The following is a 26,640-nucleotide window of genomic DNA, read 5'->3' as shown; positions in this document are numbered from 1 at the left end:
TTAATACAACAAGCCTTGAATGAGAATTAATATCAATATAAACTGTTGTTAATTATTCTCATTTAAGGTTTTTTCATGCTTAGATCTTTATTATTACTTAGCTCTTTGGCTTTTTCTGTTGTTGCAAACGCCGGCAATTGCGAGCTTAGAATTGCTGCAAATGATGCAATGCAGTTTTCAACTCAATCTCTTGAAGTTGATAAAAGCTGCAAGAGCGTTAAGCTGACCCTCACTCATTCAGGTAACTTACCAATCAATGTAATGGGCCATAATTGGGTATTAACAGCCAGCGCTGATGTTAAAGACATCGCAATTGCTGGTATGCAAGCAGGTGTAGAGAATCGCTATGTGCCAGCAGGCGATCCTAGGGTACTCGCCGCAACGGAAGTTGTTGGTGGCGGTAGCTCAACCACTATTGAATTTTCAACCGCGCAATTAAGTACCGATAAAGCTTATAAATTCTTTTGCTCTTTCCCTGGTCACTTTGCTGTAATGCAAGGTGATTTTAAATTGATTTGAGTTTAAAAATAAACGGTCAAACTGATAAAAACTGCTTGCAAATTCACCTACAACTCCTACAATCCGCAGCAAGTACGATAGCGTACTTGCTGATTAATTTTTTATTAAATTGGAAACATTATGAAAAAACAACACCGAGGCAAACAGTCTCAAAATACGACGGTCGATACAGGTCGCGGGGTGATCCGTGACAATGCATTAGCGGCATTGGTTACATCGAAAATTTTTAAACCACAAGTTGTTAAGGCTAAAAAAGGGAAGGGGGCATACAAGCGTAACCAAAAACATTCAGGACAAGAGTCCTATTTAATCGCTGCTTAATCAAGCTGTGATCAAATAGGGCTTTTGAGTTTTTTACAAAAATAGCAAGCTTGTCAATTTTAACAAAACCCCGCTTAGATAATTTTTTTCTAAGCGGGGTTTTGTGGTTATATAGCCCATAATTTTTAATTTTTATTCATTTTCGTTCCACTTTACGTTCCCGTAAAAGGGCTGCGCGCCGCTTAAATACTCGCCTTTAATGTTTTAACTATAAATTAACCTTGTGTTCATGTTTTATGTGCGAAATTACCCATTCTTTACACTGGGTGTTTTTATTTAATAATAAATAGCTAGTTAAGAGTGGTTTTGTAGTTGTTTTTTACTATTAAAATACCTGTTTTCAGTACTCAACTGTTTAAATTAAGTTGACGTGTGTGGAAACTATGATACTTTTAAAACTGAATTGTAAAATTAATGTTATATTTCAACCCTGGGCGGAGGAGCTGATGAGCTCACAAATGATAATAAAAAATGCGTTTAAGCTAAGTGTATTGTCACTAAGTTTTGTTGGCTTAAGTGCGCATGCAGCGATCGATTGTACTGCATTAACACAGTGGCAAGCAGGTCAAACACACACCGGTGGCAGCCAAGTACAAGCACAAGATAGTGCGTATGAAGCTAAATGGTGGACACAGTCAAACCCGGTAGAGAATGCTGGTCAATACCAAGAGTGGAAACTTTTGGGTGCTTGTGACAGCGCTGTCACAGAAAACCAAGTGCCAGTAATCACTTCGTTAACACCGGCGAATAATTCTTTATTTAACGACAAAGACAGCGTTGTCATTAGTGCGCAAGCAACTGATGCTGATGGCGCTGTTGCATCTGTTGAGTTTTTTGTTGATGGAAGTTCTGTCGCTGTTGATAGCTCGGCACCGTTTACAACGAACTGGCAGGCTTTGGCGGGTTCGCATCAGATCAGTGCTGTAGCAACTGATGATAAAGGGGCCACATCAACACAAGTAATTAATACCATCAGTGTGTCTGAGGTTGTAGTAGATCCAGTTAATCAAGCACCTGTGGCGACTATCTCATTTAGCACTTTGCCAGATCAATTGATTGTTGGCTCTCAAGTGGTATTTGCGTTATCAGGTACTGATAGCGATGGTCAAGTAACGGGATTAAGCTTTGCAGCTAATGGCACTGACGTACATCAAGCAAGTACGGCATCTAGTAGCTACGCATGGCAAGCAAGCGCATTAGGACAAGTCACGTTTACGTTAACAGTGACCGATAACGAAGGTGCAACAGCGCAAGTATCGAAAGTACTTACTGTGGTTGAAGAAAACACCGGGCCTGTAACAGGCACTGATTGTCGTCCACAAGGTTTATATCAAACACCGGGCGTCAATACACCATATTGTACAGTTTATGACCGCAATGGTCGTGAGATCATGGGCGCTGATCATCCTCGTCGTGTGATTGGTTACTTTACTAGCTGGCGTAATGGCGCAAATGGTCAACCTAGCTACTTAGTAAACGATATTCCATGGGATAAAATTACCCACATCAATTATGCATTTGCCCACGTAGATGCCAATAATAAAGTGTCAATCGGTGATCCTAATGCCGCAGGCAACCCCGCTACCAATATGGAATGGCCAGGTGTCACAGGCGCAGAAATGGACCCAAGCTTCGCTTATAAAGGTCACTTCAATCTATTAAATAAATTTAAAAAACAACATCCTCATGTAAAAACATTAGTTTCTGTTGGTGGTTGGGCGGAAACCGGTGGTTACTTTGATGAAACGGGCCGTGTTGAAAGTGGTGGTTTTTATACTATGACAACCAATGCCGATGGCTCAGTAAACCAAGCTGGCATTGATGCATTTGCAAAAAGCTCTGTTGAATTCATTGAAAAATATGGTTTTGACGGTGTTGATATCGATTATGAATATCCATCGTCAATGAAAGACTCAGGTCATCCTGATGATTTCCCAATTTCAAATGCACGTCGCGCTGGTTTAAACGCGTCTTACCAAGTGTTGATGAAAAAGCTTCGTGAAGAACTAGATCGTGCCGGTGAAGCCGCTGGTAAACATTACCTACTTACGATTGCATCGCCATCTTCAGGCTACCTACTACGTGGAATGGAAACATTCCAAACAGTTAAATACTTAGATTACGTAAACATCATGTCTTACGACTTACATGGTGCATGGAACTCACATGTTGGTCACAATGCTGCCTTGTTTGACACAGGTTTAGACTCTGAGCTTGCGCAATGGGGTGTGTATTCGACGGCTGAATTTGAAGGTATTGGTTATTTAAATACCGATTGGGCAGTACGTTACTTCCGTGGTGCAGTATCTGCTGGACGGATCAACATTGGTCTACCATATTATACTCGTGGCTTTAAAGACGTAAGCGGTGGCACTAATGGTTTATGGGGCCAAGCGGCACTGCCAAATCAAGCTGAATGTGCTAAAGGCACTGGCGTTGGTGAAAAGAACAAATGTGGTAATGGTGCATTAGGGATTGATAACCTTTGGCATGATAAGAACGATGCAGGGCAAGAGATGCCAGCAGGTTCAAACCCATTATGGCATGTTAAAAATCTTGAAAATGGCATTGTTGGTTCGTACTTAGGTGTTTATGGTTTAACACCTGATACCGATCCAGATGATCAATTAACGGGTACATATACTCGTCATTACGATGATGTTGCAGTTGCACCGTGGTTATGGAATGCAGAGAAAAAAGTATTCCTATCGATTGAAGATGAACAGTCAATGGCAACAAAACTTGACTATGTGATCAACAATGGTCTTGGTGGCATCATGTTCTGGGAACTTGCTGGTGACTATGCTTTTGATGCGGCAAAAGGTGAGTACTTTATGGGCTCTACTTTAACGACGCTCGCTTATGACAAGTTTAACCAAAGCGGTGTGGCGTATGACACCCATCCAGGTAACCCAAACTTTGTAGTACCAACGGAAGCTGTAGATGTAACATTTGCGGCAAAAGACTTCCCAGTTGGCGATGATAACTACCCAATTAGTCCGACCTTTGCGTTTACTAATAATTCTAGCCTTGATTTAAGTGGTGCGAAAATTTCATTTGATGTGCCGGTATCGACCTCTGCAATTTTCAAATCTAACTGGAATGCCCAAGAAAAACTGGGCATGGCAGTAGAAGTGGATGGCTCTAACGCTGCAGGTAATAATATGGGCGGTTACGAGAACGAGTTCCATCGTTTTTCAATTACGCTTAACAATGAGTGGGGCGGTCAGCCAAAAGACTTTAGTGCTGGCAAAACAGTGAATGCGCAAGTGATGTATTACATGCCAATTACAGGCCCTAGTAACTTTACTATCGAAAAAGACGGCAAAGTTTACGCATTCAAATTTGAGTACCCACAACTTCCAGACGGTACAACTGGTGGTGGTAACACAACAGATCCCGGCACTGGCAATGGTGGTGGCGATACCTCAGGCACGTGTGAAGGTGTAGCCGTTACTGCAATAGCTGTTTATCCAAACTTCCCACAAACAGATTGGGCTGGCAATACAAGTCATGCCACAGGTGGTGACTTAATGGTTCATAACAACGCGGTTTATAAAGCGAAGTGGTGGACAAGTTCAGAGCCAGGTACAACGGCTGATTGGACGAAGAGTTGCAGCTTGTAAGTAATTAACAAAATAGGGGTATTGAATTACCCCTAAATTTGCGTTTTTAAGGACAACACAATGACATCAATTAAATTAAAAACATTATCGCTATCAGCAGTAGCAAGTAGCGTGTTACTAACGCTAATGCCTACGGATGTAAACGCACACGGCTATATGGACAGTCCGAAAGCACGCCAAGCTATTTGCCAAGCGGATGGCGGTTACTGGTGGCCTGAAGATGGCACTAATATTCCAAATTTAGCATGCCGTGCAGCATTTTTAGAATCTGGCACAGTACAGTTTGTGCAAGATATTGAATTTTCAGTTAATACACCAGACTATTTAAATCAAGCGGCAGTAGAGGCTAGTGTACCTAATGGCTCTTTATGCGCCGGTGGTGACAATGCGAAACGCGGTATGGATTTACCTTCTCCGCATTGGCAACGTAGTGACGTGGTGCCTAATGCCAATGGTGATATTCAAATTCGCTACCTTGCAGCAACGCCGCATAACCCAAGCTTTTGGCAGTTTTACTTAACCAAACCCAGTTTTAATACGGCAACCGATGTATTGACATGGGCTGATCTAGAGCTGGTTCAAGATCATGACAATATTGAAGTGATTAAAGATACAGATGGAAAACGCTATTACGAAATGAGTGTTGCTATCCCACAAGGGCGCAGCGGCGATGCCATTTTGTATAGCCGCTGGCAACGTAACGATGTGGTGGGTGAAGGTTTTTATAACTGTAGCGATATAACCATTGTTACCGATGCAGGCCCAACCGATCCGAGTGTTTGGACAAGTGTCGGTTATTTTGTTCGCCAAGGACAGGATGCCATTGCTGGTGAGAGTGTTTGGGCACGTTTGTTTGATGAAAATGGCCAAGAAGTGATTAATCAGCAGTTAAAAATCACGACTGAAAACCAAGCAAATTGGCAACAAGTACTCGCTGCACAATTGAACTTAGATTACGCCCACTTAGTGCAAATTGGTGTGCAAAATCAAGCCGGTGAAGTGGTATTTAATAGTAATGATGTACTAACTAATCAAGTTTATAGCAGTAATGCAAACTACACCTACACATTAAGTGTACAAGCAGCGCCGAGTAATACAGCGCCTATCGTACATACACCAGATAATTTGGTGGTGGATGAAAACAGCAGTACCACTTTGCATCTACATGCATTTGATGATGAACAAACACAATTGACTTACAGCTGGTCAGTGCCTGCACCACTGAGCTTCACTGGCGGTGATGCCAATATTGTCATTACTGCTCCTGAAGTATCGACTAATACAGATTACACCGTTTCAGTGTCGGTATCGGATGGTCAACTAAGTACCGAAACCAGTTTTACCGTTACCGTAAATGACAGCGTTATCACTGATCCTATTGTTGCGCCTTGGAGTAGCAGTGCGGTTTATCAGGCGGGTGATCAAGCGAGTTTTCAAGGTGTTGTTTACACCGCTAAATGGTGGAGTCAAGGCGAACAACCTGACGTCTCTAATGCGTGGCAAGGAACATCGACTGCAGACGTAAGCAATGACTGGAGTAAAGGCAAAGCGTATCAAGCTGGCGCCGAAGTAACGTATCAAGGACAGCGCTATAGCGCTAAATGGTGGACTCAAGGTGATACACCTGGACAAGCCAATGTATGGACGAAACTTTAATTAGAAGCCTAAGTTTTGTAGTTCAAACTTATTAAATAATTACATTAATAATGGATAAGAGAGAAATATGAATATCAAACAGTTAACCGCAGCCATTGGTGTTGCTTTATTTGCCAGTTCAGTATCTGCTGCACCATCTACTCCAAGCATCAGCTGGGAACCACAACAATATTCATTTGTTGAGGTAGACCTTGAAGGTAATGGTTCTTATAAGCAACTTGTTACACGTGTAGAGCAGGTTAGCATTAACATAAAATGGAGTGCTTGGAGCGGCGACGGCGGTGATAGCTATAAAGTTTACTTTGACGATATGTTAGTAAACGAAGGGCCACTTGCTGCTGGATCAAAAACAGGCACCATTTCGTTCCCGTATGATAAAGCGGGTCGTCATACTATGTATGTTGAGCTATGTGAAGGCGGGACTACCTGTGCGCGAAGTGAAGGTAAGGCCATTGTTATCGCTGATACAGACGGTGGCCATTTAGCGCCATTGCCGATGGACTATGATCCTAATAACCGTGATATTGGTATTAAGCAAGGCTTAGTAACAGGTGCTTATTTTGTGGAGTGGGGTATTTACGGTCGTGATTATGACGTAACAAATATTCCAGCACAAAACTTAAGCCACATTCTATATGGCTTTATTCCAATTTGTGGTGAAAATGCATCATTATCAGGTGGTCCTAAGCGTGCACTTGAAACTGCCTGTGCAGGCTCTGCTGATTATGAAGTGGTTATTCACGATCCTTGGGCTGCTGTACAAAAAGCATTACCAGGTGTGGACGCGAACGATCCAATCCGTGGTACTTACTCACAGTTAATGGCGCTTAAACAGCGTTACCCTGATCTGAAAATTTTACCGTCAGTGGGCGGCTGGACATTATCAGACCCATTTGGTGGGTTTACTAATAAAGCAAACCGCGACACCTTTGTAGCATCAATGGAAGAGTTCTTAAGAACGTGGAAATTTTACGATGGTGTTGATATCGATTGGGAATTCCCAGGTGGCGATGGCCCGAACCCAGATATTGGCGACCCAGTGAATGATGGTCCTGCGTATGTTGCTCTAATGCAAGAACTTCGTGCGATGCTTGATAAACTTGAAGCTGAAACAGGCCGTACTTACGAGCTAACATCAGCGATTGGTGCAGGTTACGATAAAATAGAAGATGTTGACTATCAAGCAGCTAGTCAATACATGGATTACATCTTTGCCATGACCTATGACTTCTACGGCGCATGGAGCGGCGTGACGGGTCATCAAACTGCGCTTTATTGCGGTGAGCACATGAGTGCAGGTCAATGTAATGGTACCGGTGTGGATGAAAATGGCGAGCCACGTAAAGGCCCTGCTTATACCACAGATAACGCCGTACAATTATTACTAGCGCAAAATGTACCATCGAAGAAAATCGTTGTTGGTGCTGCTATGTATGGCCGTGGTTGGGAAGGTGTTTATCCAACAGGCACAACTATTGACGGTAACCCAATGACTGCAACTGGCTCTGGCCCGTTAACAGGCTCAACAGCGCAAGGTGTGTGGGAAGACGGTGTTATTGATTATAAAGGTATTAAAACGCATATGATTGGTGCATCTGGCACTGGCGTAAATGGTTTTGAAGTTGGTTACGATGACCAAGCACAAGCTGCGTATGTTTGGAATCGTTCAACCGGTAAACTAATCACATATGATAGCCGTGAATCAGTACTTGCTAAAGGTGCTTACGTTAATCAGCATAACCTAGGTGGTTTATTTGCGTGGGAAATCGATGCTGATAATGGCGATATTCTAAATGCAATGCACGATGGTTTAGGTGGTGTTGTTCAACCAATTAACCAAAAGCCAGTGTTAAGCGTACAAAGCTCAGTGACAGTTAATGCTGGTGAATCAGTGTCAGTTAGTGCAACGGCAACAGATGCTGATAATGACGCACTTACATTCTCTTGGACTGCAGCAGCAGAGCTTACCGTATCTGGCGGGGCAACAAACACGCTTGCAATTACAGCACCTGCTGTAACACAAGATAGCCAGTTTACGGCAACAGTTAGCGTTACTGATGGTAAAGCGACTGTAAGCAAAAACGTGGTAGTTAATGTGATTGCGCCTAATTCAGGTGGCGACAACACGGCTCCTGTAGTTGATGCACTTGCTGATATCGCGATTGAAGAAGGTACATCAGCGAGTGTCGCTGTAGTAGCAACTGATGCACAAAATGATGCACTGACTTACACATGGAATGTACCTGCAGGCCTTACATTAACTGGCAGCGGTGCGAATGTAAGCTTAATGGCAGGCGCAGTTGATGCAGATACTAACCTGACAGTTTCTGTTGTGGTAAGTGACGGTCAATTGACCAGCATACAAAGCTTTACCGTTACTGTGACTAACACTGATACTACAACGCCACCTACCGGCACATGGGATGCGAGCCAAGTATATGTTGGTGGCGATACGGTTGTTTATAACGGTGTAACATACACAGCTAAGTGGTGGACACAAGGTGATCGTCCTGATTTAGGCGGAGTATGGGAAGCAACAACGCAACCTACAGATGAAACGGGTAGTGCGGTATGGCAATCAGCTGGTGTTTATAATACAGGTGATGAAGTAACACATCAGGGAGCAAAATTCCAAGCGAAGTGGTGGACTCAAGGAGATGAGCCAGGCGCAGCGGATGTATGGAAAGCACTTTAATTTAATTGTGGCCTGAGCCTACTCTTAGGCCCTAAGTTAAAGTAGTACTCCGATTTTAAAGCAGCTTTCGAGCTGCTTTTTTTGTTTTTTGCAAGGGATGTCCCATACTATAAAAACACCTTTCATTAAGTAATCAGGTTGTATTTATCAAGTATCTATATTTACTACTCGTATTATTAAGCCCAGTCGCGGCTAGTTGTGAAAAAACGCTACGTGTAGGCGTTGTGTTACCTTGGCCACCTTTTGTTTTTGATGGCGATCAGGCTCTGACTGGGATAGATATTGATATTAGCCGATTAGTGTTAACAGAAGCTGGTTTTTGCAGTTATTTTGTACGCTTTCCAACCTCAAAACGTGGCTTAGTTGAGCTAGAAAAAGGGCGCGTTGATGTATTATCTGCTGCCAGCTTTACCCAACAAAGAGCGCAATATAGTCATTTTTCAACGCCTTACAGACGCGAGAGAATGCGGTTGTTTTGGTATGAAGATCCCAGATACTTAACACACAGTTTAGCTGAATTATTAGCAAAAGATAAAACTATAGCGGTTAATAATGGTGGCTATTACGGTAAAGAGTTTGAACAATTAAGCCAAACGAGTGACAACAAAGAGTCAATTGTTCGCGTGCCTCTGCTCTCGCACCGGCTGCATATGTTAAAAGCAAAACGGGTCGATTTTATGATAGACGATGAAATATCAGGCCAGTATCTTATCAGGCAAGAGGAAATCACCGGTATTACACTGCACCCTTATGTTATTCACGATAATCCAATTCATTTTATGCTCAGTAAAAAAACAGTCACGATTGAAAACATGCACGCAATTAACAGCGCGATTATTAATGTGCAAGCTGAGATAGAAAAAATTATAGCCAGCTATACGCTTAAATTATAAATTTTCACGGCCAAAGAGCTGAGCACGTTTAAGTGTCTGTGAAGGATTTTCGCCAAATAGTTGTTTATAGTCTTTAGCAAACTGCCCAGGGTGCCAAAAACCCCAGTTAGCTGCAACCGTAGCAATAGGCTTATTTATTTGCGGATCACTCAATTCACGGCGAATTTGGTTAAGCCGCGTGATACGTAAAAAGCGCAGCGGGTTAATGCCTAAAATCGTTTCAAAACTGTATTGCAAGGTACGTCGACATACATATGTAAATTCACACAATTGAGTAATAGTCACCACATTGTCAGGGTGATTAACAATAAATTCTTTAGCTCTATCGACAACCAGTTTACGGTGCTTATAGCTGGGGGTTACTTTTTGCTGCGGCTGCTTTGATTGTAATAGCTGCAGTACCAAGTTCAATAAAATATCATGCTGTAGAGCTGCACTGGCGCCACAGCCGTGAGCATAAATTACCTGTTCAATGCATTGGCGAGCGCGGATCACGGCTTGATGTGATGTGGTTATACGAGGTGAACCTTGGTTAGTTATTCCTAATAGTGACAGTCCTTGTTGCTGGGCAATTTGCTGCAATGCATCTTGGTTGATCACCATGCCATAAATATTAAACTGCTCAGGGGTGATCAGCTCAAAATTACAATCACTTGGCCGGCACATCAGTTGATTTTCAGCGATGCTGAGACCATTTATTTTACTCTGTTGCGAATGTGCAGGAATACCAAGCCATAACGCATTAGGCCACACTTTACACTGCTGTCGTAACGCACGCTGAGTAAACTCTTTAAATACTTGCAAGTCATTAAAAGCGACTTCATCAATACAGCCATAAAAGCAGCCATCACTGACTTGGTCATACTTTTGCTGCCAATTGGTCAGATTATCCGCCTGCTGATCCACATCTGTGGTTGTTAAAGTGCACTTGGTTGGTGCGTTAGTCAGTAAATTATGTTGCATCGTTGCGCATTGTACCTCTGGTTATTTATTGCGAGTAAAATTTCCCTATTAAATTAACGCTATAACTAATTGATTATTATTGGTTTAGTAAGGTTTGCCAAAACTTGATAGTTGCTTGGTATGCAATACGCTACCTTAAAAGAGTTGTCGCATGGATTTAGTTGCTATTTTATTTGAAGCAATCGCCATGCCTAACCTCTTTAACACACATTTTGTCAGCAAGGTAGTTTATGAGTAAATCGTACCGTTACACGCTCGGAAGTAAAACATATCAATTTGAAAGTCTTGCGCAATTAATGGCTAAAGCAACTCCCAAGCGTTCTGGTGACAGTTTAGCAGGAGTCAGTGCTAGTTGCGCTGAGGAGCGTGCGGTTGCGCAAATGACCTTGGCAGAAGTGCCTTTAAAAACATTTTTAAACGATGCGCTGATCCCCTATGAAGATGATGAAATTACCCGTTTAATAATAGATGAACATGATAAAAATGCATTTGCTCCAATCGCGCATTTAACGGTGGGAGATTTTCGCAATTGGTTGTTGAGCGATCATGCTACAAGCAGTGTTCTCACTGCGATAAGAGCAGGTATTACACCGGAGATGGCTGCTGCGGTAAGTAAGATAATGCGCAATCAAGATTTGATCTTAGTGGCCAAAAAGTGTCATGTAACAACTGCATTTAGAAATACCATAGGTTTGCCTGGGCATTTATCAACCCGTTTACAGCCCAATCACCCTACTGATAATGTCAATGGCATCGCTGCCAGTATTTTAGATGGATTGCTGTATGGCAGTGGCGATGCTGTGATCGGTATCAACCCTGCCACTGACAATGTTGCCCAAGCGATTAAGCTGATGCAGTTAATGGACGAGGTTATTGAAAAATATCAAATACCAACGCAAAGCTGTGTACTCACACATGTAACCAATACTATCGAATGTATTAATGCCGGTGCTCCGGTTGATTTAGTTTTTCAATCTATTGGTGGCACAGAAGCCACAAACAGTAGTTTTGGCTTTAATTTAAATACTCTTGCTGAAGCACAAGCCGCAGCGCTTAGTTTAAAGCGTGGCACTGTAGGCGACAACGTTATGTATTTTGAAACAGGGCAAGGCAGTTCCTTGTCTGCTAATGCCCATCATGGCTTAGATCAACAAACCTGCGAAACACGTGCCTATGCTGTCGCACGCAAATTTAAACCACTATTAGTCAATACGGTCGTGGGTTTTATTGGCCCTGAATATTTATTTGATGGTAAAGAAATTACCCGAGCTGGCCTTGAAGATCATTTTTGCGCCAAATTACTAGGCGTGCCTATGGGGTGTGACGTGTGTTACACCAATCATGCTGAAGCAGATCAAAATGACATGGATAATTTACTGACTTTACTTGGCGTTGCCGGATGCTCATTTGTGATGGGAATTCCTGGTTCTGACGATATTATGCTTAATTATCAAACCACTTCTTTTCATGACGCACTATATGCAAGGCGAGTACTTGGTCTGCGTGCTGCGCCAGAATTTGAGCTATGGTTAGCAAAAATGAACATTATGACTGATACAAAGCAGCATATATTGGCTGACACGCTACCGTCGCAATTTGCGCGTTCTTTAAAAGCTATATCAGGTGGGCAGTGATGAGTAATTCAGCCTCTAAAGGCATAAAGCAACACAAAGATAACGGTAAAGTTGTAGATAACCCTTGGCGGGAGTTACGGCGCTTCACCGATGCTCGTATTGGCTTAGGTCGGGCTGGTATTAGTTTACCGACAAACGAAATGTTGGCATTTCAGCTTAGTCATGCTCAAGCGCGTGATGCGGTGAATTTTCCGTTGGATTTCGCAGCATTGAGTGAGCAGTTACAGCCTTTTGGTGAATCAGTGCTGCAATTACACAGTCAAGCTGTAGATAGAAGCCATTATTTGCAGCGCCCTGATTTAGGCCGAAAATTGGATATAGCGTCGCGCGATAAGTTAACTGATTTTATGAGTAATGTTAGTGCTGGTGCGCTACATCAACATGATATCGCTATTACGATTGTCGATGGTTTATCGTCTTTAGCGGTGCAAAAAAATGCCACCGCCTTCATTAAGCAGTTACTCGTATTACTTAATGAGCAGCCTCAAGCATGGCGTTTGGCGCCATTTACGTTAGTAGAGCAAGGGCGGGTTGCGATTGGTGATGATATAGGACAGTTATTGAATGCCAAGGTGGTGGTGGTATTAATTGGTGAGCGCCCGGGTTTAAGTTCGCCTGATAGTTTAGGGTTGTATTTAACCTGGCAGCCAAAGGCAGGCCTTAATGATGCAAGCCGTAACTGCATTTCTAATATTCGCCCAGCGGGGCTCTCTTACCAAGATGCAGCACAACGTACTTTATACCTTTTACAAGAAGCACGGCGCTTAAACCTGTCAGGGGTGGGATTAAAAGATCGTAGCCAAGATGATGTGATAGAGCACCAAATCCACACTAAAAACTTTTTACTCTCAGAATAAAGCATAACGAAAATAGATAGTTACAATAAAAACAGCAGGAGAATAAAATGTCAGATAATAAAGAGTACCTTGCAAAAAGACAGTTAAAACGAGGCTCAGCAGGTTGGATTTTACTCGCAGGATTAGGCGTATCCTATGTGATATCGGGTGATTTTGCAGGTTGGAATTTTGGTATTGCAGAAGCTGGTTGGGGTGGTTTTGCAGTGGCTACGGTGTTAATGGCTGTGATGTATTTAACCTTGGTGTTATCATTGGCAGAGATGTCTGCGGCGATCCCTGCATCGGGGGGAGGATATAGTTTTGCGCGCCAAGCGATGGGCCCCGCTGGTGGTTATCTAACTGGTTTGGCAGTGTTAATCGAATATGCATTAGCGCCTGCAGCGATTGTTATTTTTATTGGCTCAGCAGTTGAAGCGCTCTTAGGTTTTAATGGTCCGTGGGTATATGCATTGTTTTACATTGTGTTCATTAGTATTCATTTAGCGGGGGTGGGTGAAGCGCTAAAAGTTATGATGGTGATAAGTGGTTTAGCTATTTTTGCGATTATTGCCACCGCGATCGCACTGATCACACATTTTGATGCTTCACGTTTGTTTGATATAGCTATGACTGATGCGGTGGGTGCTTCTGAATTCTTGCCATTCGGTTGGTATGGCGTGTGGGCTGCTTTACCATTTGCAATGTGGTTATTTTTGGCGGTTGAAGGTGTACCGCTTGCGGCAGAAGAAGCAAAAGATCCTGGCAAAGATGTACCAAAAGGGATCATCGGTGCCATGCTGTTTTTATTATTTACCGCGTTGTTAGTTGTCGTATTGATCCCCGCAGCGGCTGGCGCCAGTGCAATGGGAGCAAGTGCGGTGCCGTTAGTTGATGCCCTAAACGTAACAGATAATCCAAACTTGGCGACCCTAGTCAATATACTTGGTTTAGCGGGATTAGTGGCATCGTTCTTTTCGATTATTTATGGGTATAGTCGCCTTGTATTTGCACTTTCAAGAGCTGGATATTTTCCAAAAAACTTGTCAGTTACCACAGCACGAAAAGTGCCAGCGCGAGCATTGATTGTACCGGGAGTGTTTGGTTTTATAGCATCGTTAAGTGGCGAAGGTGATTTAATGTTAGCAATGGCTGTGGTGGGAGCAACGGTTTCCTATGCGTTAATGGCGTTAAGCCATATTTTGTTGCGCATCAAACAACCTGAACTCGTCCGCCCTTATAAAACTCCCGGTGGTGTGGTCACCTCATCGGTGGCACTGATTTTATCCTTGGTGGCATTAACAGGCGTGTATGCATTTGACCCTAGGGCGTTTTTATTTACAGTGGTGCTATTTTTGATTGGCGCTATTTATTATTTTGCTTACAGTAACAGGCACTTAGTTGCGCACAGTGCAGATGAAGAGTTTGCGATGCTTGCACAAGCTGAAGCAGATCTTGCAACAAAATGATATGCTTTTAGTAGGCCGTTTATACGGCCTACTAATTACCCAAGTCGAGTTACATTAATTTTTATTCGCCCAGCGTTTGCCCCGTAAAAACGCATTAAATCATTTGCAAATGGTGTGAACTCACCTGAATGGGTCATTTTAAAGTCGCCGCCATCAGCAATTTCAAATGCATCATTATCACTTTGGGCGATAGCACCGATTAAGGCAAACCAGTTGGCATGAGGTAGGCGCCTAAACGGTTCAAGTAAAGCCATCGGGATCTCTTTAACCCCTAGTTGCAGGTTGTCTCGATGCCAGCCTTGCGGTCCGCATTTTACGCCATCGTCATACCAAAGTTGCTCGGGGTAAGGGCTAAACCGATAAGTTGCGCCTTGCTCTAGCATCAGCCCTGTCGCATTGTATTGTTCTGAGGCATATACCAATACGTCTTGGTTTTGACCAATTTGCAGCACCGACATATTTTGGTTTTGTAGTGCGATATGCGCAGATAAGCCATTAAACTCAAGCGTGCTTTGGTCGGCATATAGCAGTTGGTAAGCAAGATTTTTAATTGACTCTGGGCGATAGCTGGTCAATTTATTAATACGGGTAGCAACACTGTGGTGGATAGTTGGCAGCAATTTACTTTGCTCATCATCGACTAATACTGTGCATTCTCGATCAATTAATTTAAATAAAGGATTAAACCAAAAGTAATTTTGTTGATGACTTAATGCTAATGGATCAGGAGTGATGGTCATATCATCTTGCGCAATTACGCTGTTGTGACCTCCAGGAAATAGCGATGAATAATCAATTGCTTGGCTTGTTAAAAAAGCAAGAGAGAGGGGCTGCTCCAGTAACCATTCCATTGCAAAACGTAAGCAGATATCGGCTAAGCCATCTCGATAATAACCACCGCCAATATCAGAGTGAGCCCCTGCAAACCACACTTCTTGTGCATTGTTTTGGTGGTTGATAAGTGTGGGTTCAAATGCACGGCGTTTTTCATCTAATGCGACACAATGCAAGGCTTGGTCAATATTCGTGGCTAAAGTATGGTTTTCAAAAATAACGTGCTCAGCGCCACGGGTGGCCTTGGTAACCTTGGATAAACCAATGGATGCAACGGTATCAAATACACATAAATAGATACTATTACTTATTAGTGGTTCTAAGCACTTTGCAAAACGCCTCGCAAGTGCTGCACCGCGACTAAAACCTGTAAGTAATACTGTATCACCTAGCTGGTAGTGTTGCTTAAAATCGTTGATCGCATGCTTTAAAATACTGGCTACGTCATCATCGCGTGGGGCTAGGGTTTGATTAAGTAATCGCTTTAAACGACTTCCTTTAGTGCCAATTCCTTGATAATAAAAGCTAAGTTGAGAGCTAAACACGGTAGTGGGTGCTAAATTTAAGCTACCGCCAAATAGTAAGTGTAGCTTGAGAATATTAGAGATACTGGCGTCTTCTTTAAAATGTGCAGAACTGAACTGCTCAGCATCACGGGGCTCACTGCCGGTACCATCAAAGTTGAAAATCAGCGTTTTAGCCGTCATAGCATCATTCCTTTTAGTTGGTTTCTCCTAATTTACAGGGGAAATATTAAAATTTGAAGACAATATTAAAAGTAATGATTTATTGATGCTGCGAATGCGTCCGTTGACATGGCCCTAATGGTATTTAAATAAATAGTGATTTAACTCAGTATCTTTGGCTGGTTTTAGCGCTGGATTTTCAGTAATGATTTGATTATAAATATCAGGATAAAACGTTCTTAATCGAGCCATGCGTGCAAAATGATTCTGCTCAAAGTTTTTAGTCAACTTTAAAGCCAGTGGCAATAATGTGCTAACTGAAGCGTTTTTATAGCTTTGTTCTAATGCTAAATCGAGTGTATCTACACCAAGCTTTTGCGAGTCTGTAGGAATATTTTTATCAATTAAAAACTTTACTGCATCGCTTGAAATGGAGGCTGCAGTTAAATAAGCATCGTTGCCATGGATATCTGTCAGCGAAAAATCAAAGCCTGCGATTGCAAGTTGCTGCCATTGCTTAAGAGGGATTCTTTGCAGCGCTATTAGCGTTGTAGGTTGTTTAGCCAATACACGATTATTCCAGATCGCTATTAAATCGTTAGGGGCTATGGTTAGTTGCTTGAACAGGTAATCAGTTTCCCCTTGGCTCAAAGGGTGGGCAAGACTATATTCATATGCTTTTTGTAATTCTTGGTTAGCTAAAGCCCCGATAAACTGGCTATCGTTTTCATTTGCAGGGCCTGTTTCAAGAGAAAATCTTAAGCTATTCCACCAATAGTTAACTAGAACGGGATCAATGTTTTGTAATACATGTTCAAAGTCGCTGCCGTATTGTTGTTTTATTAATCGCACTTCTTTGTAGCCTTGACGAGTGGTTTTAAGCTCTTTAGCTGCAAGAAGTTCGCTTGTTAACTGTTGGCATTGTTCAGAGTGTTTGTTTAAGGCGGTTTTAGCTTGTTTTACTTCCATTAATGCATTAGCAACCGCAGAGTTATCAGTTTCGGATAATTTGGCCAACATGTTTTGTTTTACAACGGGGAATTGGCTGAAATATTGGTACCCATCAAAATTTGTATTTTGTTGGATATAGATCCCTTGTGTCGTATTAAAAGAGCTGTGTAAGAACAGTCCTTTACCCATGTCGTCATGGTTTTCAAAGCCACCGTGTACTTTGTAACCATTGGCGATTAAATGCTCTAACATGTCTGTGTGATTTTTATTTAATTCGCCTAAAGTGAGGTTGCCACTTTTTGGTAAGCTCGCAATTGCAATATCTAGAGGCGTTAATAAACCTTGTTGGTTAGTTGGCGTAACAGCTAAATTACTAAGTGCTTTTAAGATGGGTAAATTAAATTTACTTACTGCTAAATCGGCTAAATTAAAAAAGACCGTGTTAGTTAAATGGCTATAAATAGGCATATCGTTGACAGATGAAACCTGATTTAGCAAGGCAAGAATATAGTCATTTTCTATCTCTTGCTCAATCGCCAGAGCAACTTCATTAACAGTGAAATTATTTGTGCTAATTGCCTGTTCAAATTCAGTAAGTGATAACTTTTCGGCATTTAAAGTAAATAAAATTGATGGTGAAATAGCGGGGCTACCCTGCACGTGCAAAGGACTCTCAAAGTAAGTTGTGAAATTGTCGGTATTATCAAGTAGCGCGTAAAGGCTTTCTTTTTTTATATTATCGGCTAATGAAATATTTATACTTAGTCCAGGAGCATTTTTAAGGGTATTCATTTGCTCTACTATCATTGCTATTTTTTCTTTATTAAAGCCTTCAAGTACTTCAAGACCCTGCCACTTAGCTAAAATGGCTGCTGATTGTGCAAAATCATAATTAGTTCTTCGCTCACTAATGATTGCCTTACGTAATAAATCGTCATAAGAGCTATAAAATGTTTGATATAAATCGGAGTAACTTAGGAGTGTTTGAATAGATGTGCCATTTGCTAACTCTGTTTTTAATGCTTTTATGAGTATTTGATGAACTTCATTTACTTGCGCGCTATAGTTATTTGGGCGTTTTTGGCATTGCTGCACTGCATTTTCAAGCTTAAGTACTTTTTCTATAGGGGATGCGTTATCAGATTGGCTTTCATTGATTTGCGGTACGACTTCGCTTTTTAGGTTCGCGCTATCATCATTACTAGGTTGCTCATTTGGAGCACTTGTTTGTGTAATAAACAAATAGGTAGCGCAACAAATTATTGCAACGATTATGAAAATGCCCTTTTTCATTCAATTTAATCCATTGTTTATTATAATACTAATTATAAGTATATTGCGGAAAGTCTAAGTTGTTGTCAATTTTCGATAAATAACTTTAGGTAAGTGAAGCCGCGGCTTCACTTACTAATAACAAGTCTAATGTAGCTTCATTTTCGGTCTTACCACCCGTAGTACTTTCTCGCTGATCCACAACGCAAAGGTTTTTGCGCTGCCATGAATAGCGCGTTGGTGCATTCTATACAGTGAAATATACATAAACCGAGCGATCCGTCCTTCGATGAAAAAACTATTGCTGGTGAGGTTACCCATTAAACTGCCTACGGTACTGTAGCGCGATAAGTTAACTAATGAGCCATGGTCGTTATATTCAAATCCGCGCAGTGGCTGTTGGCGTAACGTCGCGATTAGGTTTTTTTCAACACATTGTGCCATTTGGTGAGCTGATTGCGCGCGCGGTGGTACGAGCTTGCCGTCTTGTTGGGTAAAGGCGCAGCAATCACCCAGCACATAAATTCGCTCGTCACAGTTACTTTGTAAGTAATCATTGACCATTATTTGGTTATTACGAGTGAGTTCAAAAATTCCTAGCTCCTTAACAAAGTCGGGGGCTTTAACACCTGCTGCCCAGACCATAATATCGGCGTTTATCTGTTCATCATCTTTGGTGATAAAACCTTGTTCAGTGGCTTGTTTAACTTGGGTATTTTCACGCACGGTTACACCTAACTTTAACAGTTCGCGTTTTGCTGAATTAGCAATTCTATCTGGTAGGGCAGGCAGTATTCGTGGGCCTGCTTCAATTAAATGAATATGTAAGCGTTTAGCTGACATATTGGTAAGACCGTACAGTTTTAATAGGTCAGAGACATGATACAGCTCAGCCGAAAGCTCGACTCCCGTTGCGCCACCACCAACAATGGCAATATTTAATGCATGCTGTGGGTCGTCGTCTTGATGTAGGCGAGTAAAATTATCGAGTAGCGCGTGTTGAAAGCGTTCAGCCTGTTGATTTGAATCAAGATAAAAACAATGCTCTTTAATACCTGGAGTGTTGAAATCGTTACTGACGCTGCCAATGGCGATGACTAGGTAGTCATAGTGAACGGTACGCTCTGGCAAAATTTGGTGGCCAAGTTCGTCATTTAATGCACTTAACGTAATGGTTTTATTAATGTTATCGAGGTCGCAGAAAGTACCCAGCTGAAAGTTATAATGGTGCTTTGCAGCATGGGCTGAGTAAACTACACCGTCTAAATCGGCATCAATAGAGCCCGTTGCTACTTCATGAAGTAACGGCTTCCAAATGTGAGTGCGATTTTTATCTATGAGTAGAATATCTGCTTGTTTTTTCTTTCCTAGTTTATGTCCTAATTGTGTTGCTAGCTCTAATCCGCCAGCGCCACCACCGATGATCACGATTTTAGGATGTGTAGTTATCATTACGTTGCCCTCAAAAGAATTATACTTAAATGCTCTAATGACGTTACAAAGGCAGAGAACACTTAGGTATTGAGCAGAAAAAAGCATTAAAACACCTTTTCAAGCAACGCTTTAATAATGCGCCTTTTTAATTGATTTGTCAGTAAAATTAATGGGAACAACTAGATAAGCCAAGAAACTAAACTAAAAAAAAGTTACCATGGCGAATATTGAATTTTCAAACTATGATTTCCTTTATTAGGGAATTTTAATAAAGGGAATATTATGAGCGCAACGCTACTTTCCTCGCTTGAGCAGCACTTTGGTTTTAAACAATTTCGTCAAGGCCAGCAACAGACCATTGAGCAGCTGTTAAATAACCAGTCATCACTTGCTATTTTTCCTACTGGCTCTGGTAAGTCGTTATGTTATCAGCTGACTGCCTTACATTTACCTAATTTAACTTTAGTCGTTTCGCCATTATTGGCTTTGATGAAAGATCAAATCAGCTTTTTAAATGACAAAGGGATTTATGCGGCAAGTTTAGATTCAAGCCAAACAGCAGAGCAAAGTCATACAGTGATGGGCGATGTGCGTGCTGGTAAAGTAAAAATTTTAATGGTGTCGGTAGAGCGTTTTAAAAACGAACGGTTTCGTGAATTTATTAATCAAATTGCTATTTCTATGTTGGTGATTGATGAAGCGCACTGTATTTCTGAATGGGGTCATAACTTTAGGCCTGATTATTTAAAGCTGCCCCGCTACCGAGAAGAACTTAATATTCCCTTAGTGTTGCTGTTAACTGCAACCGCGACTAAAAAAGTTAAACGCGATATGAGCGAACGGTTTGCAATTGCCCCAGAATGTATTGTGCAAACAGGGTTTTATCGTAGTAATTTAGATTTGTCGGTATTGAGTGTAAAAAGTGCTGATAAGAGCGAAACACTTGCTAATATTGTACGTGAGCAACAAGGGCCTGGTATTGTTTATGTGACCTTACAGCATACAGCTGAGCAAGTTGCTGAAGCGCTTAGCCGCCAAGGCTTACAGGCTGTTGCTTATCATGCTGGGCTTGAAGACACCTTGCGTTATGGTATTCAAGATGACTTTATGGCGGGTAAAATTAATGTAGTTGTTGCCACTATTGCGTTTGGAATGGGGATTGATAAATCAGATATTCGCTTTGTTATTCATTATGATTTACCAAAATCGATTGAAAACTACAGCCAAGAAATTGGCCGTGCTGGGCGTGACGGGCAGCCTTCACAATGCTTTACGTTGGCTAATTTAGATGGCTTAAACACGGTTGAAAACTTTGTTTACGGCGATACTCCAGAACTTAGCGGTATTGAGCATGTTATAAATGACATTCGCCAACATCACGATCAACAACAGCACTGGGAGATGCAAGAATACAGTCTCTCGAGCGACAGTAATATCCGCCAATTAGCGCTGAAAACCTTACTCGTACAGTTGGAAATGCAAGGTGCAATAACGCCGCTATATGCTTATTACGCAGATTTTAAATATAAATTTTTAGAAGATAAAGCCACGCTGCTAAATCACTTTGATGCTGCTCGCCAAGAGTTTTTAAACTTAATCTTCAGCCATACGCAATTTAAAAAAGTATGGGGTACATTAAATTTTGATAGTCTAACGCAAGGTGCTCAAGTGGATCGCAAACGGGTTGTTGCAGCCCTTGATTATTTAGCTGAGAAAAACCTGATAGCCCTTGAAACCAAACGTATTACTCAAGTTTATCAAGTCCATAGCGATGTTATTAATAATCCTGAATTAGCACCGCAATTACACGATTACTTTGTTGATAAAGAGCAAGCTGAAATTAAGCGTATTGCGGCACTTATTCGCTTTTTCGAGCTTAAAACATGTTTGAGCTATAACCTTGCTCGTTATTTTGATGACAACCAAGCACCGCAGCAATGCGGCCATTGCTCGGTATGTCGAGGCCAAGCCGTAACACTTGAGTATTCGTTGGAGCATCGCTTTGTTGACGATGCTGTAATTTATCAAAAGGTTGATGAGTTACTTACCCACCTCGCCAGTAAGGGCATAAGTAATGTAGGTATTGAAACCCAATGTCGCTTTTTAGCGGGTATGAGCGTACCGTTATTTGCGCGTAACAAAGTGCGTCAACTCAGCGGCTTTGGCTTATGTGAGCAGCAGCGTTACAGCGAAATAAAAACGAAATTACTGGCGCGTTAAATTCACTCAGGTATGCTAGTGGCTTATTCTTAAAAGTAAGCCTTTATGCCCCAGATTGTTCACCCCGATGAAACCATCATTGCAATAAAAAATGTTACATCAGCCCCTGAGCCTGTTACTTGTGCTAATTGCCAAGCATGCTGTTGTCAGTTAGAAGTGCGTATTGTGACCGACACTGGTGTGCCATTTCATTATATTGAGTATGATAAATGGGGCAGTGAAGTGATGAAACGCGCAGATGATGGCTGGTGCCAAGCACTCGACCGCAATACCTTAATGTGCTCAATCTACGAAAACCGCCCGTTGGTATGCCGCGAATTTGCAATGGCATCGGACGAGTGCGTTACCGAGCGTGACCTTGCAGGGATCTGATGGTTGCTTTTTGCAGTACATCACTAAGTTATTGAATCATAATCGCTATTCGGCTATGGTTGGTAACTCAATAAAAACATTAAAAAATCATGCATAAATTAATCACTATTGTGTCAGTTACTTTTCTTGGCTTTATTATATGGGTCATATATCAAGCTAATACGGGGCAACATAGTATTTTCTTTGAGCTTGTTAGAAGTATCCCTTATGGCGATAAAGTAGGGCACTTTTGTTTATTTGGTTTGCTTGCTTTAGGTGCTAATTTTGCGTTTAAGCTAAAATCATATTCAGTATTGTCATGCAATTTGTATATTGGTTCGAGCGTCGTGTTTCTATTCGTTTTATTGGAAGAACTAAGCCAATACTTCATACCTAGCAGAACGTTAGACATCGCTGATCTACTTGCTGATGCTTTAGGTATCCTCACTTTTAGTTTGATAACCAAGCTGATAAATAAAGCTTCGCGATGACGAGTCTTGTTAGCTTACATTAGTTGATTACTGCAAATGAACAGCTTTTCCCTGCGTAGCAAGCGCTTAAACTATCATGGTTAATTTTTGGCTGTGTGCCATAAGTTAATAGTAGGTGTTTGCGTTATTAACCTTCTACGTTAGTAATCTCTGAAAATCGTTTGTTAGTATGTGGCGAATTTTAAATGACATCAGGCGAGTACGTCACTGAGCGAGCATTAGCTGGGATTTAGTTTGAGACTCACCCAGCTCTGCTATTTAGCCGATTGATAATGGGGTGCTGGGATATCTGAGTTTTTTGCTTCTTGGACTTGCTAAAAAGTAAGCAATAGTGAGCGGGCCAATGCGGCCTATAAACATTAAAAACATAATAATGAATTCTCCTATCGGCGATAACGAACCGGTAAGCCCACGGGATAAACCCACCGTGCCGATTGCTGACACTGCTTCAAACGCTATATCAATAAACGGCGCATCTTCTACCAAGAGTAAAGTGAAAATAGCTAACCAAGTGACTCCCGCTGAAATAATAGTTAATGCTAATGCTTTGTAAATGGTTTCCTTATCAATTTCTCTGCGCAGCACTGTCACGCCTTTATCGCGGCGTAAGTAGCTGTAGGTCGCTAAAATTAATACTACAAAGGTTACCACTTTGATACCACTGGCGGTGCTGAGTGAGCCACCGCCGATAAACATTAACATCATAGTCAGTGCAGTGCTGGCATTGCGTAGCTCTTCGATTGCGAGGGTATTAAAACCAGCGGTACGGGGGGTTACTGCCTGAAACCATGCCGCTAACCATTTTCCAAGCTCACTTAGTGGTTGTAAGGTATTGGGATTGTTGTATTCAATGGCATAAATAAGCAACAGCGCAACTACGTTAATGACTACCGTGCTGATGATCATTAACTTACTGTAAGTACACAGCCCCGCCCAGCGCTTTGATTTGTATAAATCCATCCACACAGTGAAACCAAGGCCACCGACAATAAATAAACCAGTAATAGTGAGGTTGACGACTGGATCGGCAACATAGTCCATCAAGCTGTTAGGGCTCAGGGCAAAACCAGCATTATTAAAAGCACTAATGGTATAAAATACGGCGTGCGAGAAGGCTTTTAACCAGCCCAGCTCTTTGCCCCAATACAAGGTTAGAATAATAATACCTAAGGTTTCAACTAATAATGAAAACAGCAATACGGACTTGGCGGTGCTGACTAAGGTTGACGTATCAGTTTGATTAAATGCCGCTTTAGTAACGGTTCTTTGAATAAACCCGACCTTGTTACCTAACGCAATTAAGGTCACTACAGCAAAGGTCATTAGCCCTAGCCCGCCAAGTTGTATAAGTAGAGCAATAACTGCTTGTCCAAATACTGTAAAAGCTGAACCAGTATCAACGACGACGAGTCCAGTTACAGTAACCGCAGAGGTTGCTGTAAATAAGCTTTGCTGCCAACTGATCGGAATATGTGCTGCAAAGGGTAGTTTGAGCAGTATTGCACCGAGTATTATCAAAACAATAAAACCAGCGCTTAAAATAACCGGCGGTGCGGCATTTAGTTTTCTATTGCCCCGTGGTTTTCGCTCAATTGGGGCTGCTAAGGGGTGCCATTGGACCATATTTTATACCAGCCTTGGAGCAATGTATTTTAACTCCGCCCGATTACCAGCTAATAGTAAACTATCGTGCTCCTGCAATCTAAAGTCGTGCTCGAGTTTAATGAATGTTTGTTTACCCCGTTTTACCAGCACCGGATCGATTTCGCCTTTAGTATCTTTTAGTAATTGCCCTAACGTTACATCCTGTAAGTTCGATTTTATATGAACTTCGACTACATATAAGCCATTACCCAGAGCAATATAATCGTTTACCATTGGATAGTTTAGCGCTTGCGCAACACGGACCCCCATTTCTTCCTCTGGGTGAATAATGCGGCTAACCCCTAATTTTGAAATAATTGTGTGATGTGCTTTAGTGCCTGCTTTTACCCATATTTGTGCAACGGCTAAGTTCTTTAATGCTAAAGTACACAAAATACTTGATTGCATGTCTTCGCCAATCGCTACCAGTACTGCTTCACTATTTGCTAAATCTAGCTCCTTTAACGCCGCTTCATCCGTTGAGTCACACACCACTGTTTCAGATAAGTGCTCAACATATTTTTCGGCGAGTTTTGGGTTGCTATCAACGCCAGTCACTGTGTGTCCTAAATGGATCAACTCCAAGCTTGCTGCAATGCCAAAACGGCCTAAACCGATAACTGTAAAATGTGCCATAGTATTCCTTCGTTACTTTTTCCAAAAGCTGTGAGTAAAAAGTGCAAAAACAGTAAAATATTCTAACCGACCCACGATCATAGCGACCGAGAGTATCCAAATACCTGTATCTGAAACGGGTTGAAAGTTAGCGCCCACTTCACCAAACCCAGGGCCGAGCACATTGACGCATGCTGCTACCGCAGTAAATGCACTCCAAAAATCAAGGCCAGTTGCCATAAGCATTAATGTAAATAATAAGCTTGAACCAGCGGCAAAGGTCATAAATGCCATAATTGCATGACGTACATCTTCTTTAACGGGCGAGCCTTGATATTTAAGTGTAAATATTGCTCTTGGGTGAAGTAACTGCTTAATATTGTTATTAATCATTTTGCCAACAATAATGTTGCGGATTATTTTATTTCCGCCAGCGGTTGAACCTGCACAACCCCCAAGGTAGCCTGCAATAACCAGTAAAAAACCGGCCTCAGTTGGCCAGTCAGTAAAGCTTGCTGCGCCATAACCTGTGCTGGTAATAAAAGAAATAATATGAAAAGTAGAAAAACTAAATGCTTCAAGTACATCTGAGTAGCTGTCTTTAAGCAGTAGCATAGCGGCTAAAATAACCGCTAAAAGCGCCACTATATAAATAAAATAACGTGTTTCTTCATCATGATAATAACTAGCAATGGCTCTTTTATGCGCCACTTTGAAGTGCAAGGCAAAGTTAATAGCTCCTGCAAGCATGAACAAATTAGCTATCCACAGCAGTAAATGGCTTTGGTAATACCACATACTGGCATCGTGGGTCGAAAAACCACCAGTTGAAACAGTGGTAAAGGCATGGGCAATTGCATCGTAAAAACTCATTCCGCCAGCATAATAAGCTAAACTACAAAGTACGGTGATGGCTAAATAAACACCCCATAAATAATGAGCGGTACTGGCAACACGCGGAGTTAGTTTTTCGTTTTTAATTGGTCCGGGGGTTTCTGCTTTTAATAATTTCATGCCACCAATATTCAACATAGGTAAAATAGCCACTACAAAAATTACAATGCCTAACCCGCCCATCCATTGTAGAAATTGTCTATACAATAAAAAGCTTGGAGGCATGTTGTCTAGCCCCGATAACACAGTTGCGCCAGTAGTAGTTAAAGCGCTGATCGATTCAAATAGCGCATCACTAAAGTTAACGCCAGTGACGACTAAAATTGGAATGGCCCCCAACACACCTACTATAATCCAGGTTACGGTGGCGTATATGAGTGCATCTCTGAATGTTGCTGTGGTTAAATCCGTTTTTCGTAAATTGATCAGTAGCACTAAAGCAACGCAGATCATTGTTGCAGCAGGAATAAGAAAAGCCCCAATAACCCGATCTTTAAAAATAAACAATGAAAGGGCGGCAAATACCAATTGTACAACCCCCATCCAAATAATTGGAAAGGCGAGTAGTCTTAAGGTGATTTTCCAATTTATCATCAATACGCCTTATCAAATACCTACACTAGGTAAGCAGCAATTACT

Annotated in this window: 19 protein-coding genes; 12 read left to right on the top strand and 7 right to left on the bottom strand. The window is 41.8% G+C overall.

Translation table 11 applies throughout. The annotated features are described in order from the left end of the window. Nucleotides 1–75: 75 nt before the first annotated feature. The 6 genes from azu to A7968_RS00870 all read left to right on the top strand — a co-directional run bounded on the left by azu (nt 76) and on the right by A7968_RS00870 (nt 9,710). Nucleotides 76–519, top strand: a complete 444-nt coding sequence (azu, locus tag A7968_RS00895; RefSeq protein ID WP_064664698.1) for an azurin — start codon at nt 76–78, stop codon at nt 517–519. 120 nt (nt 520–639) lie between these two features. Further along, the gene (gene arfA / locus A7968_RS00890; RefSeq protein ID WP_064664697.1) at nt 640–840 is read left to right on the top strand and encodes an alternative ribosome rescue factor ArfA; all 201 of its coding nucleotides are present in this window, start codon (nt 640–642) and stop codon (nt 838–840) included. Nucleotides 841–1,286: 446 nt separating this feature from the next. Beyond that, complete coding sequence (locus A7968_RS00885) at nt 1,287–4,466, top strand: glycosyl hydrolase family 18 protein (protein ID WP_064664696.1); 3,180 nt, start codon at nt 1,287–1,289, stop codon at nt 4,464–4,466. 60 nt (nt 4,467–4,526) lie between these two features. After that, nucleotides 4,527–6,122, top strand: coding sequence for a lytic polysaccharide monooxygenase (locus A7968_RS00880; RefSeq protein ID WP_064664695.1), 1,596 nt, complete (start codon nt 4,527–4,529; stop codon nt 6,120–6,122). A gap of 67 nt (nt 6,123–6,189) precedes the next feature. Further along, nucleotides 6,190–8,817, top strand: a complete 2,628-nt coding sequence (locus A7968_RS00875; RefSeq protein ID WP_064664694.1) for a glycosyl hydrolase family 18 protein — start codon at nt 6,190–6,192, stop codon at nt 8,815–8,817. A 146-nt stretch (nt 8,818–8,963) separates the two neighbouring features. Beyond that, complete coding sequence (locus tag A7968_RS00870) at nt 8,964–9,710, top strand: substrate-binding periplasmic protein (protein WP_084447957.1); 747 nt, start codon at nt 8,964–8,966, stop codon at nt 9,708–9,710. Here the strand turns inward: A7968_RS00870 and A7968_RS00865 are convergent. Beyond that, on the bottom strand, nt 9,705–10,673 hold the full coding sequence (locus A7968_RS00865; RefSeq protein ID WP_064664692.1) for a helix-turn-helix domain-containing protein: 969 nt from the start codon (nt 10,671–10,673) through the stop codon (nt 9,705–9,707). The genes A7968_RS00870 and A7968_RS00865 overlap by 6 nt on opposite strands. Before the next feature lie 230 nt (nt 10,674–10,903). On the opposite strand from A7968_RS00865, the gene A7968_RS00860 reads away from it, so the two are divergent. From A7968_RS00860 to eat, 3 genes are read left to right on the top strand one after another with little or no spacing between them, the layout of a single operon-like run. Then, the gene (locus A7968_RS00860) at nt 10,904–12,307 is read left to right on the top strand and encodes an ethanolamine ammonia-lyase subunit EutB (protein WP_064664691.1); all 1,404 of its coding nucleotides are present in this window, start codon (nt 10,904–10,906) and stop codon (nt 12,305–12,307) included. Then, entirely contained in the window at nt 12,307–13,164 is an 858-nt protein-coding gene (eutC, locus tag A7968_RS00855) for an ethanolamine ammonia-lyase subunit EutC (protein WP_084447955.1), read from the top strand. The genes A7968_RS00860 and eutC overlap by 1 nt, the downstream gene beginning before the upstream one ends. A gap of 47 nt (nt 13,165–13,211) precedes the next feature. Then, nucleotides 13,212–14,609, top strand: a complete 1,398-nt coding sequence (gene eat, locus A7968_RS00850) for an ethanolamine permease (protein WP_064664689.1) — start codon at nt 13,212–13,214, stop codon at nt 14,607–14,609. Nucleotides 14,610–14,644: 35 nt separating this feature from the next. Here eat and A7968_RS00845 read toward each other — a convergent pair whose 3' ends face one another. The 3 genes from A7968_RS00845 to A7968_RS00835 form a co-directional block, all read right to left on the bottom strand. Beyond that, nucleotides 14,645–16,150: a phospholipase effector Tle1 domain-containing protein gene (locus A7968_RS00845; RefSeq protein WP_064664688.1), complete on the bottom strand. Its 1,506-nt coding sequence runs from the start codon at nt 16,148–16,150 to the stop codon at nt 14,645–14,647. Nucleotides 16,151–16,264: 114 nt separating this feature from the next. Next, entirely contained in the window at nt 16,265–18,373 is a 2,109-nt protein-coding gene (locus tag A7968_RS00840; RefSeq protein ID WP_064664687.1) for a hypothetical protein, read from the bottom strand. Nucleotides 18,374–18,499: 126 nt separating this feature from the next. Beyond that, entirely contained in the window at nt 18,500–19,804 is a 1,305-nt protein-coding gene (locus A7968_RS00835; RefSeq protein ID WP_064664686.1) for an NAD(P)/FAD-dependent oxidoreductase, read from the bottom strand. 264 nt (nt 19,805–20,068) lie between these two features. Here A7968_RS00835 and A7968_RS00830 point away from each other — a divergent pair, with 264 nt between their 5' ends. The 3 genes from A7968_RS00830 (at nt 20,069) to A7968_RS00820 (ending at nt 22,848) form a co-directional block, all read left to right on the top strand. Further along, nucleotides 20,069–22,006, top strand: a complete 1,938-nt coding sequence (locus A7968_RS00830) for a RecQ family ATP-dependent DNA helicase (RefSeq protein ID WP_064664685.1) — start codon at nt 20,069–20,071, stop codon at nt 22,004–22,006. Nucleotides 22,007–22,051: 45 nt separating this feature from the next. After that, a complete protein-coding gene (locus A7968_RS00825; protein WP_064664684.1) occupies nt 22,052–22,378 on the top strand; it encodes a YkgJ family cysteine cluster protein in 327 nt (108 codons plus the stop codon). 89 nt (nt 22,379–22,467) lie between these two features. After that, entirely contained in the window at nt 22,468–22,848 is a 381-nt protein-coding gene (locus A7968_RS00820; RefSeq protein ID WP_064664683.1) for a VanZ family protein, read from the top strand. 258 nt (nt 22,849–23,106) lie between these two features. Here the strand turns inward: A7968_RS00820 and A7968_RS00815 are convergent, their stop codons facing one another. From A7968_RS00815 to A7968_RS00805, 3 genes are read right to left on the bottom strand one after another with little or no spacing between them, the layout of a single operon-like run. Further along, nucleotides 23,107–24,471 carry a TrkH family potassium uptake protein gene (locus A7968_RS00815; RefSeq protein ID WP_064664682.1) on the bottom strand — a complete coding sequence of 455 codons (1,365 nt, stop codon included), beginning with the start codon at nt 24,469–24,471 and terminating at the stop codon, nt 23,107–23,109. Between the two features lie 3 nt (nt 24,472–24,474). Then, nucleotides 24,475–25,128, bottom strand: coding sequence for a potassium channel family protein (locus A7968_RS00810; RefSeq protein WP_064664681.1), 654 nt, complete (start codon nt 25,126–25,128; stop codon nt 24,475–24,477). A 12-nt stretch (nt 25,129–25,140) separates the two neighbouring features. After that, nucleotides 25,141–26,595, bottom strand: coding sequence for a TrkH family potassium uptake protein (locus A7968_RS00805; RefSeq protein WP_064664680.1), 1,455 nt, complete (start codon nt 26,593–26,595; stop codon nt 25,141–25,143). Nucleotides 26,596–26,640: the final 45 nt, after the last annotated feature.

The sequence above is a fragment of the Pseudoalteromonas prydzensis genome (assembly GCF_001661495.1).
Lineage (GTDB): Bacteria > Pseudomonadota > Gammaproteobacteria > Enterobacterales > Alteromonadaceae > Pseudoalteromonas > Pseudoalteromonas prydzensis.
This window is presented reverse-complemented; position numbering and strand designations above follow the sequence as displayed.

Bases quoted from the DNA above. Each gene is read 5' to 3' on its own strand.
- azu (WP_064664698.1), top strand. From the start codon at position 76: ATGCTTAGATCTTTATTATTACTTAGCTCTTTGGCTTTTTCTGTTGTT.
- arfA (WP_064664697.1), top strand. From the start codon at position 640: ATGAAAAAACAACACCGAGGCAAACAGTCTCAAAATACGACGGTCGAT.
- A7968_RS00885 (WP_064664696.1), top strand. From the start codon at position 1,287: ATGAGCTCACAAATGATAATAAAAAATGCGTTTAAGCTAAGTGTATTG.
- A7968_RS00880 (WP_064664695.1), top strand. From the start codon at position 4,527: ATGACATCAATTAAATTAAAAACATTATCGCTATCAGCAGTAGCAAGT.
- A7968_RS00875 (WP_064664694.1), top strand. From the start codon at position 6,190: ATGAATATCAAACAGTTAACCGCAGCCATTGGTGTTGCTTTATTTGCC.
- A7968_RS00865 (WP_064664692.1), bottom strand. From the start codon at position 10,673: ATGCAACATAATTTACTGACTAACGCACCAACCAAGTGCACTTTAACA.
- A7968_RS00860 (WP_064664691.1), top strand. From the start codon at position 10,904: ATGAGTAAATCGTACCGTTACACGCTCGGAAGTAAAACATATCAATTT.
- eutC (WP_084447955.1), top strand. From the start codon at position 12,307: ATGAGTAATTCAGCCTCTAAAGGCATAAAGCAACACAAAGATAACGGT.
- eat (WP_064664689.1), top strand. From the start codon at position 13,212: ATGTCAGATAATAAAGAGTACCTTGCAAAAAGACAGTTAAAACGAGGC.
- A7968_RS00845 (WP_064664688.1), bottom strand. From the start codon at position 16,150: ATGACGGCTAAAACGCTGATTTTCAACTTTGATGGTACCGGCAGTGAG.
- A7968_RS00840 (WP_064664687.1), bottom strand. From the start codon at position 18,373: ATGAAAAAGGGCATTTTCATAATCGTTGCAATAATTTGTTGCGCTACC.
- A7968_RS00835 (WP_064664686.1), bottom strand. From the start codon at position 19,804: ATGATAACTACACATCCTAAAATCGTGATCATCGGTGGTGGCGCTGGC.
- A7968_RS00830 (WP_064664685.1), top strand. From the start codon at position 20,069: ATGAGCGCAACGCTACTTTCCTCGCTTGAGCAGCACTTTGGTTTTAAA.
- A7968_RS00825 (WP_064664684.1), top strand. From the start codon at position 22,052: ATGCCCCAGATTGTTCACCCCGATGAAACCATCATTGCAATAAAAAAT.
- A7968_RS00820 (WP_064664683.1), top strand. From the start codon at position 22,468: ATGCATAAATTAATCACTATTGTGTCAGTTACTTTTCTTGGCTTTATT.
- A7968_RS00815 (WP_064664682.1), bottom strand. From the start codon at position 24,471: ATGGTCCAATGGCACCCCTTAGCAGCCCCAATTGAGCGAAAACCACGG.
- A7968_RS00810 (WP_064664681.1), bottom strand. From the start codon at position 25,128: ATGGCACATTTTACAGTTATCGGTTTAGGCCGTTTTGGCATTGCAGCA.
- A7968_RS00805 (WP_064664680.1), bottom strand. From the start codon at position 26,595: ATGATAAATTGGAAAATCACCTTAAGACTACTCGCCTTTCCAATTATT.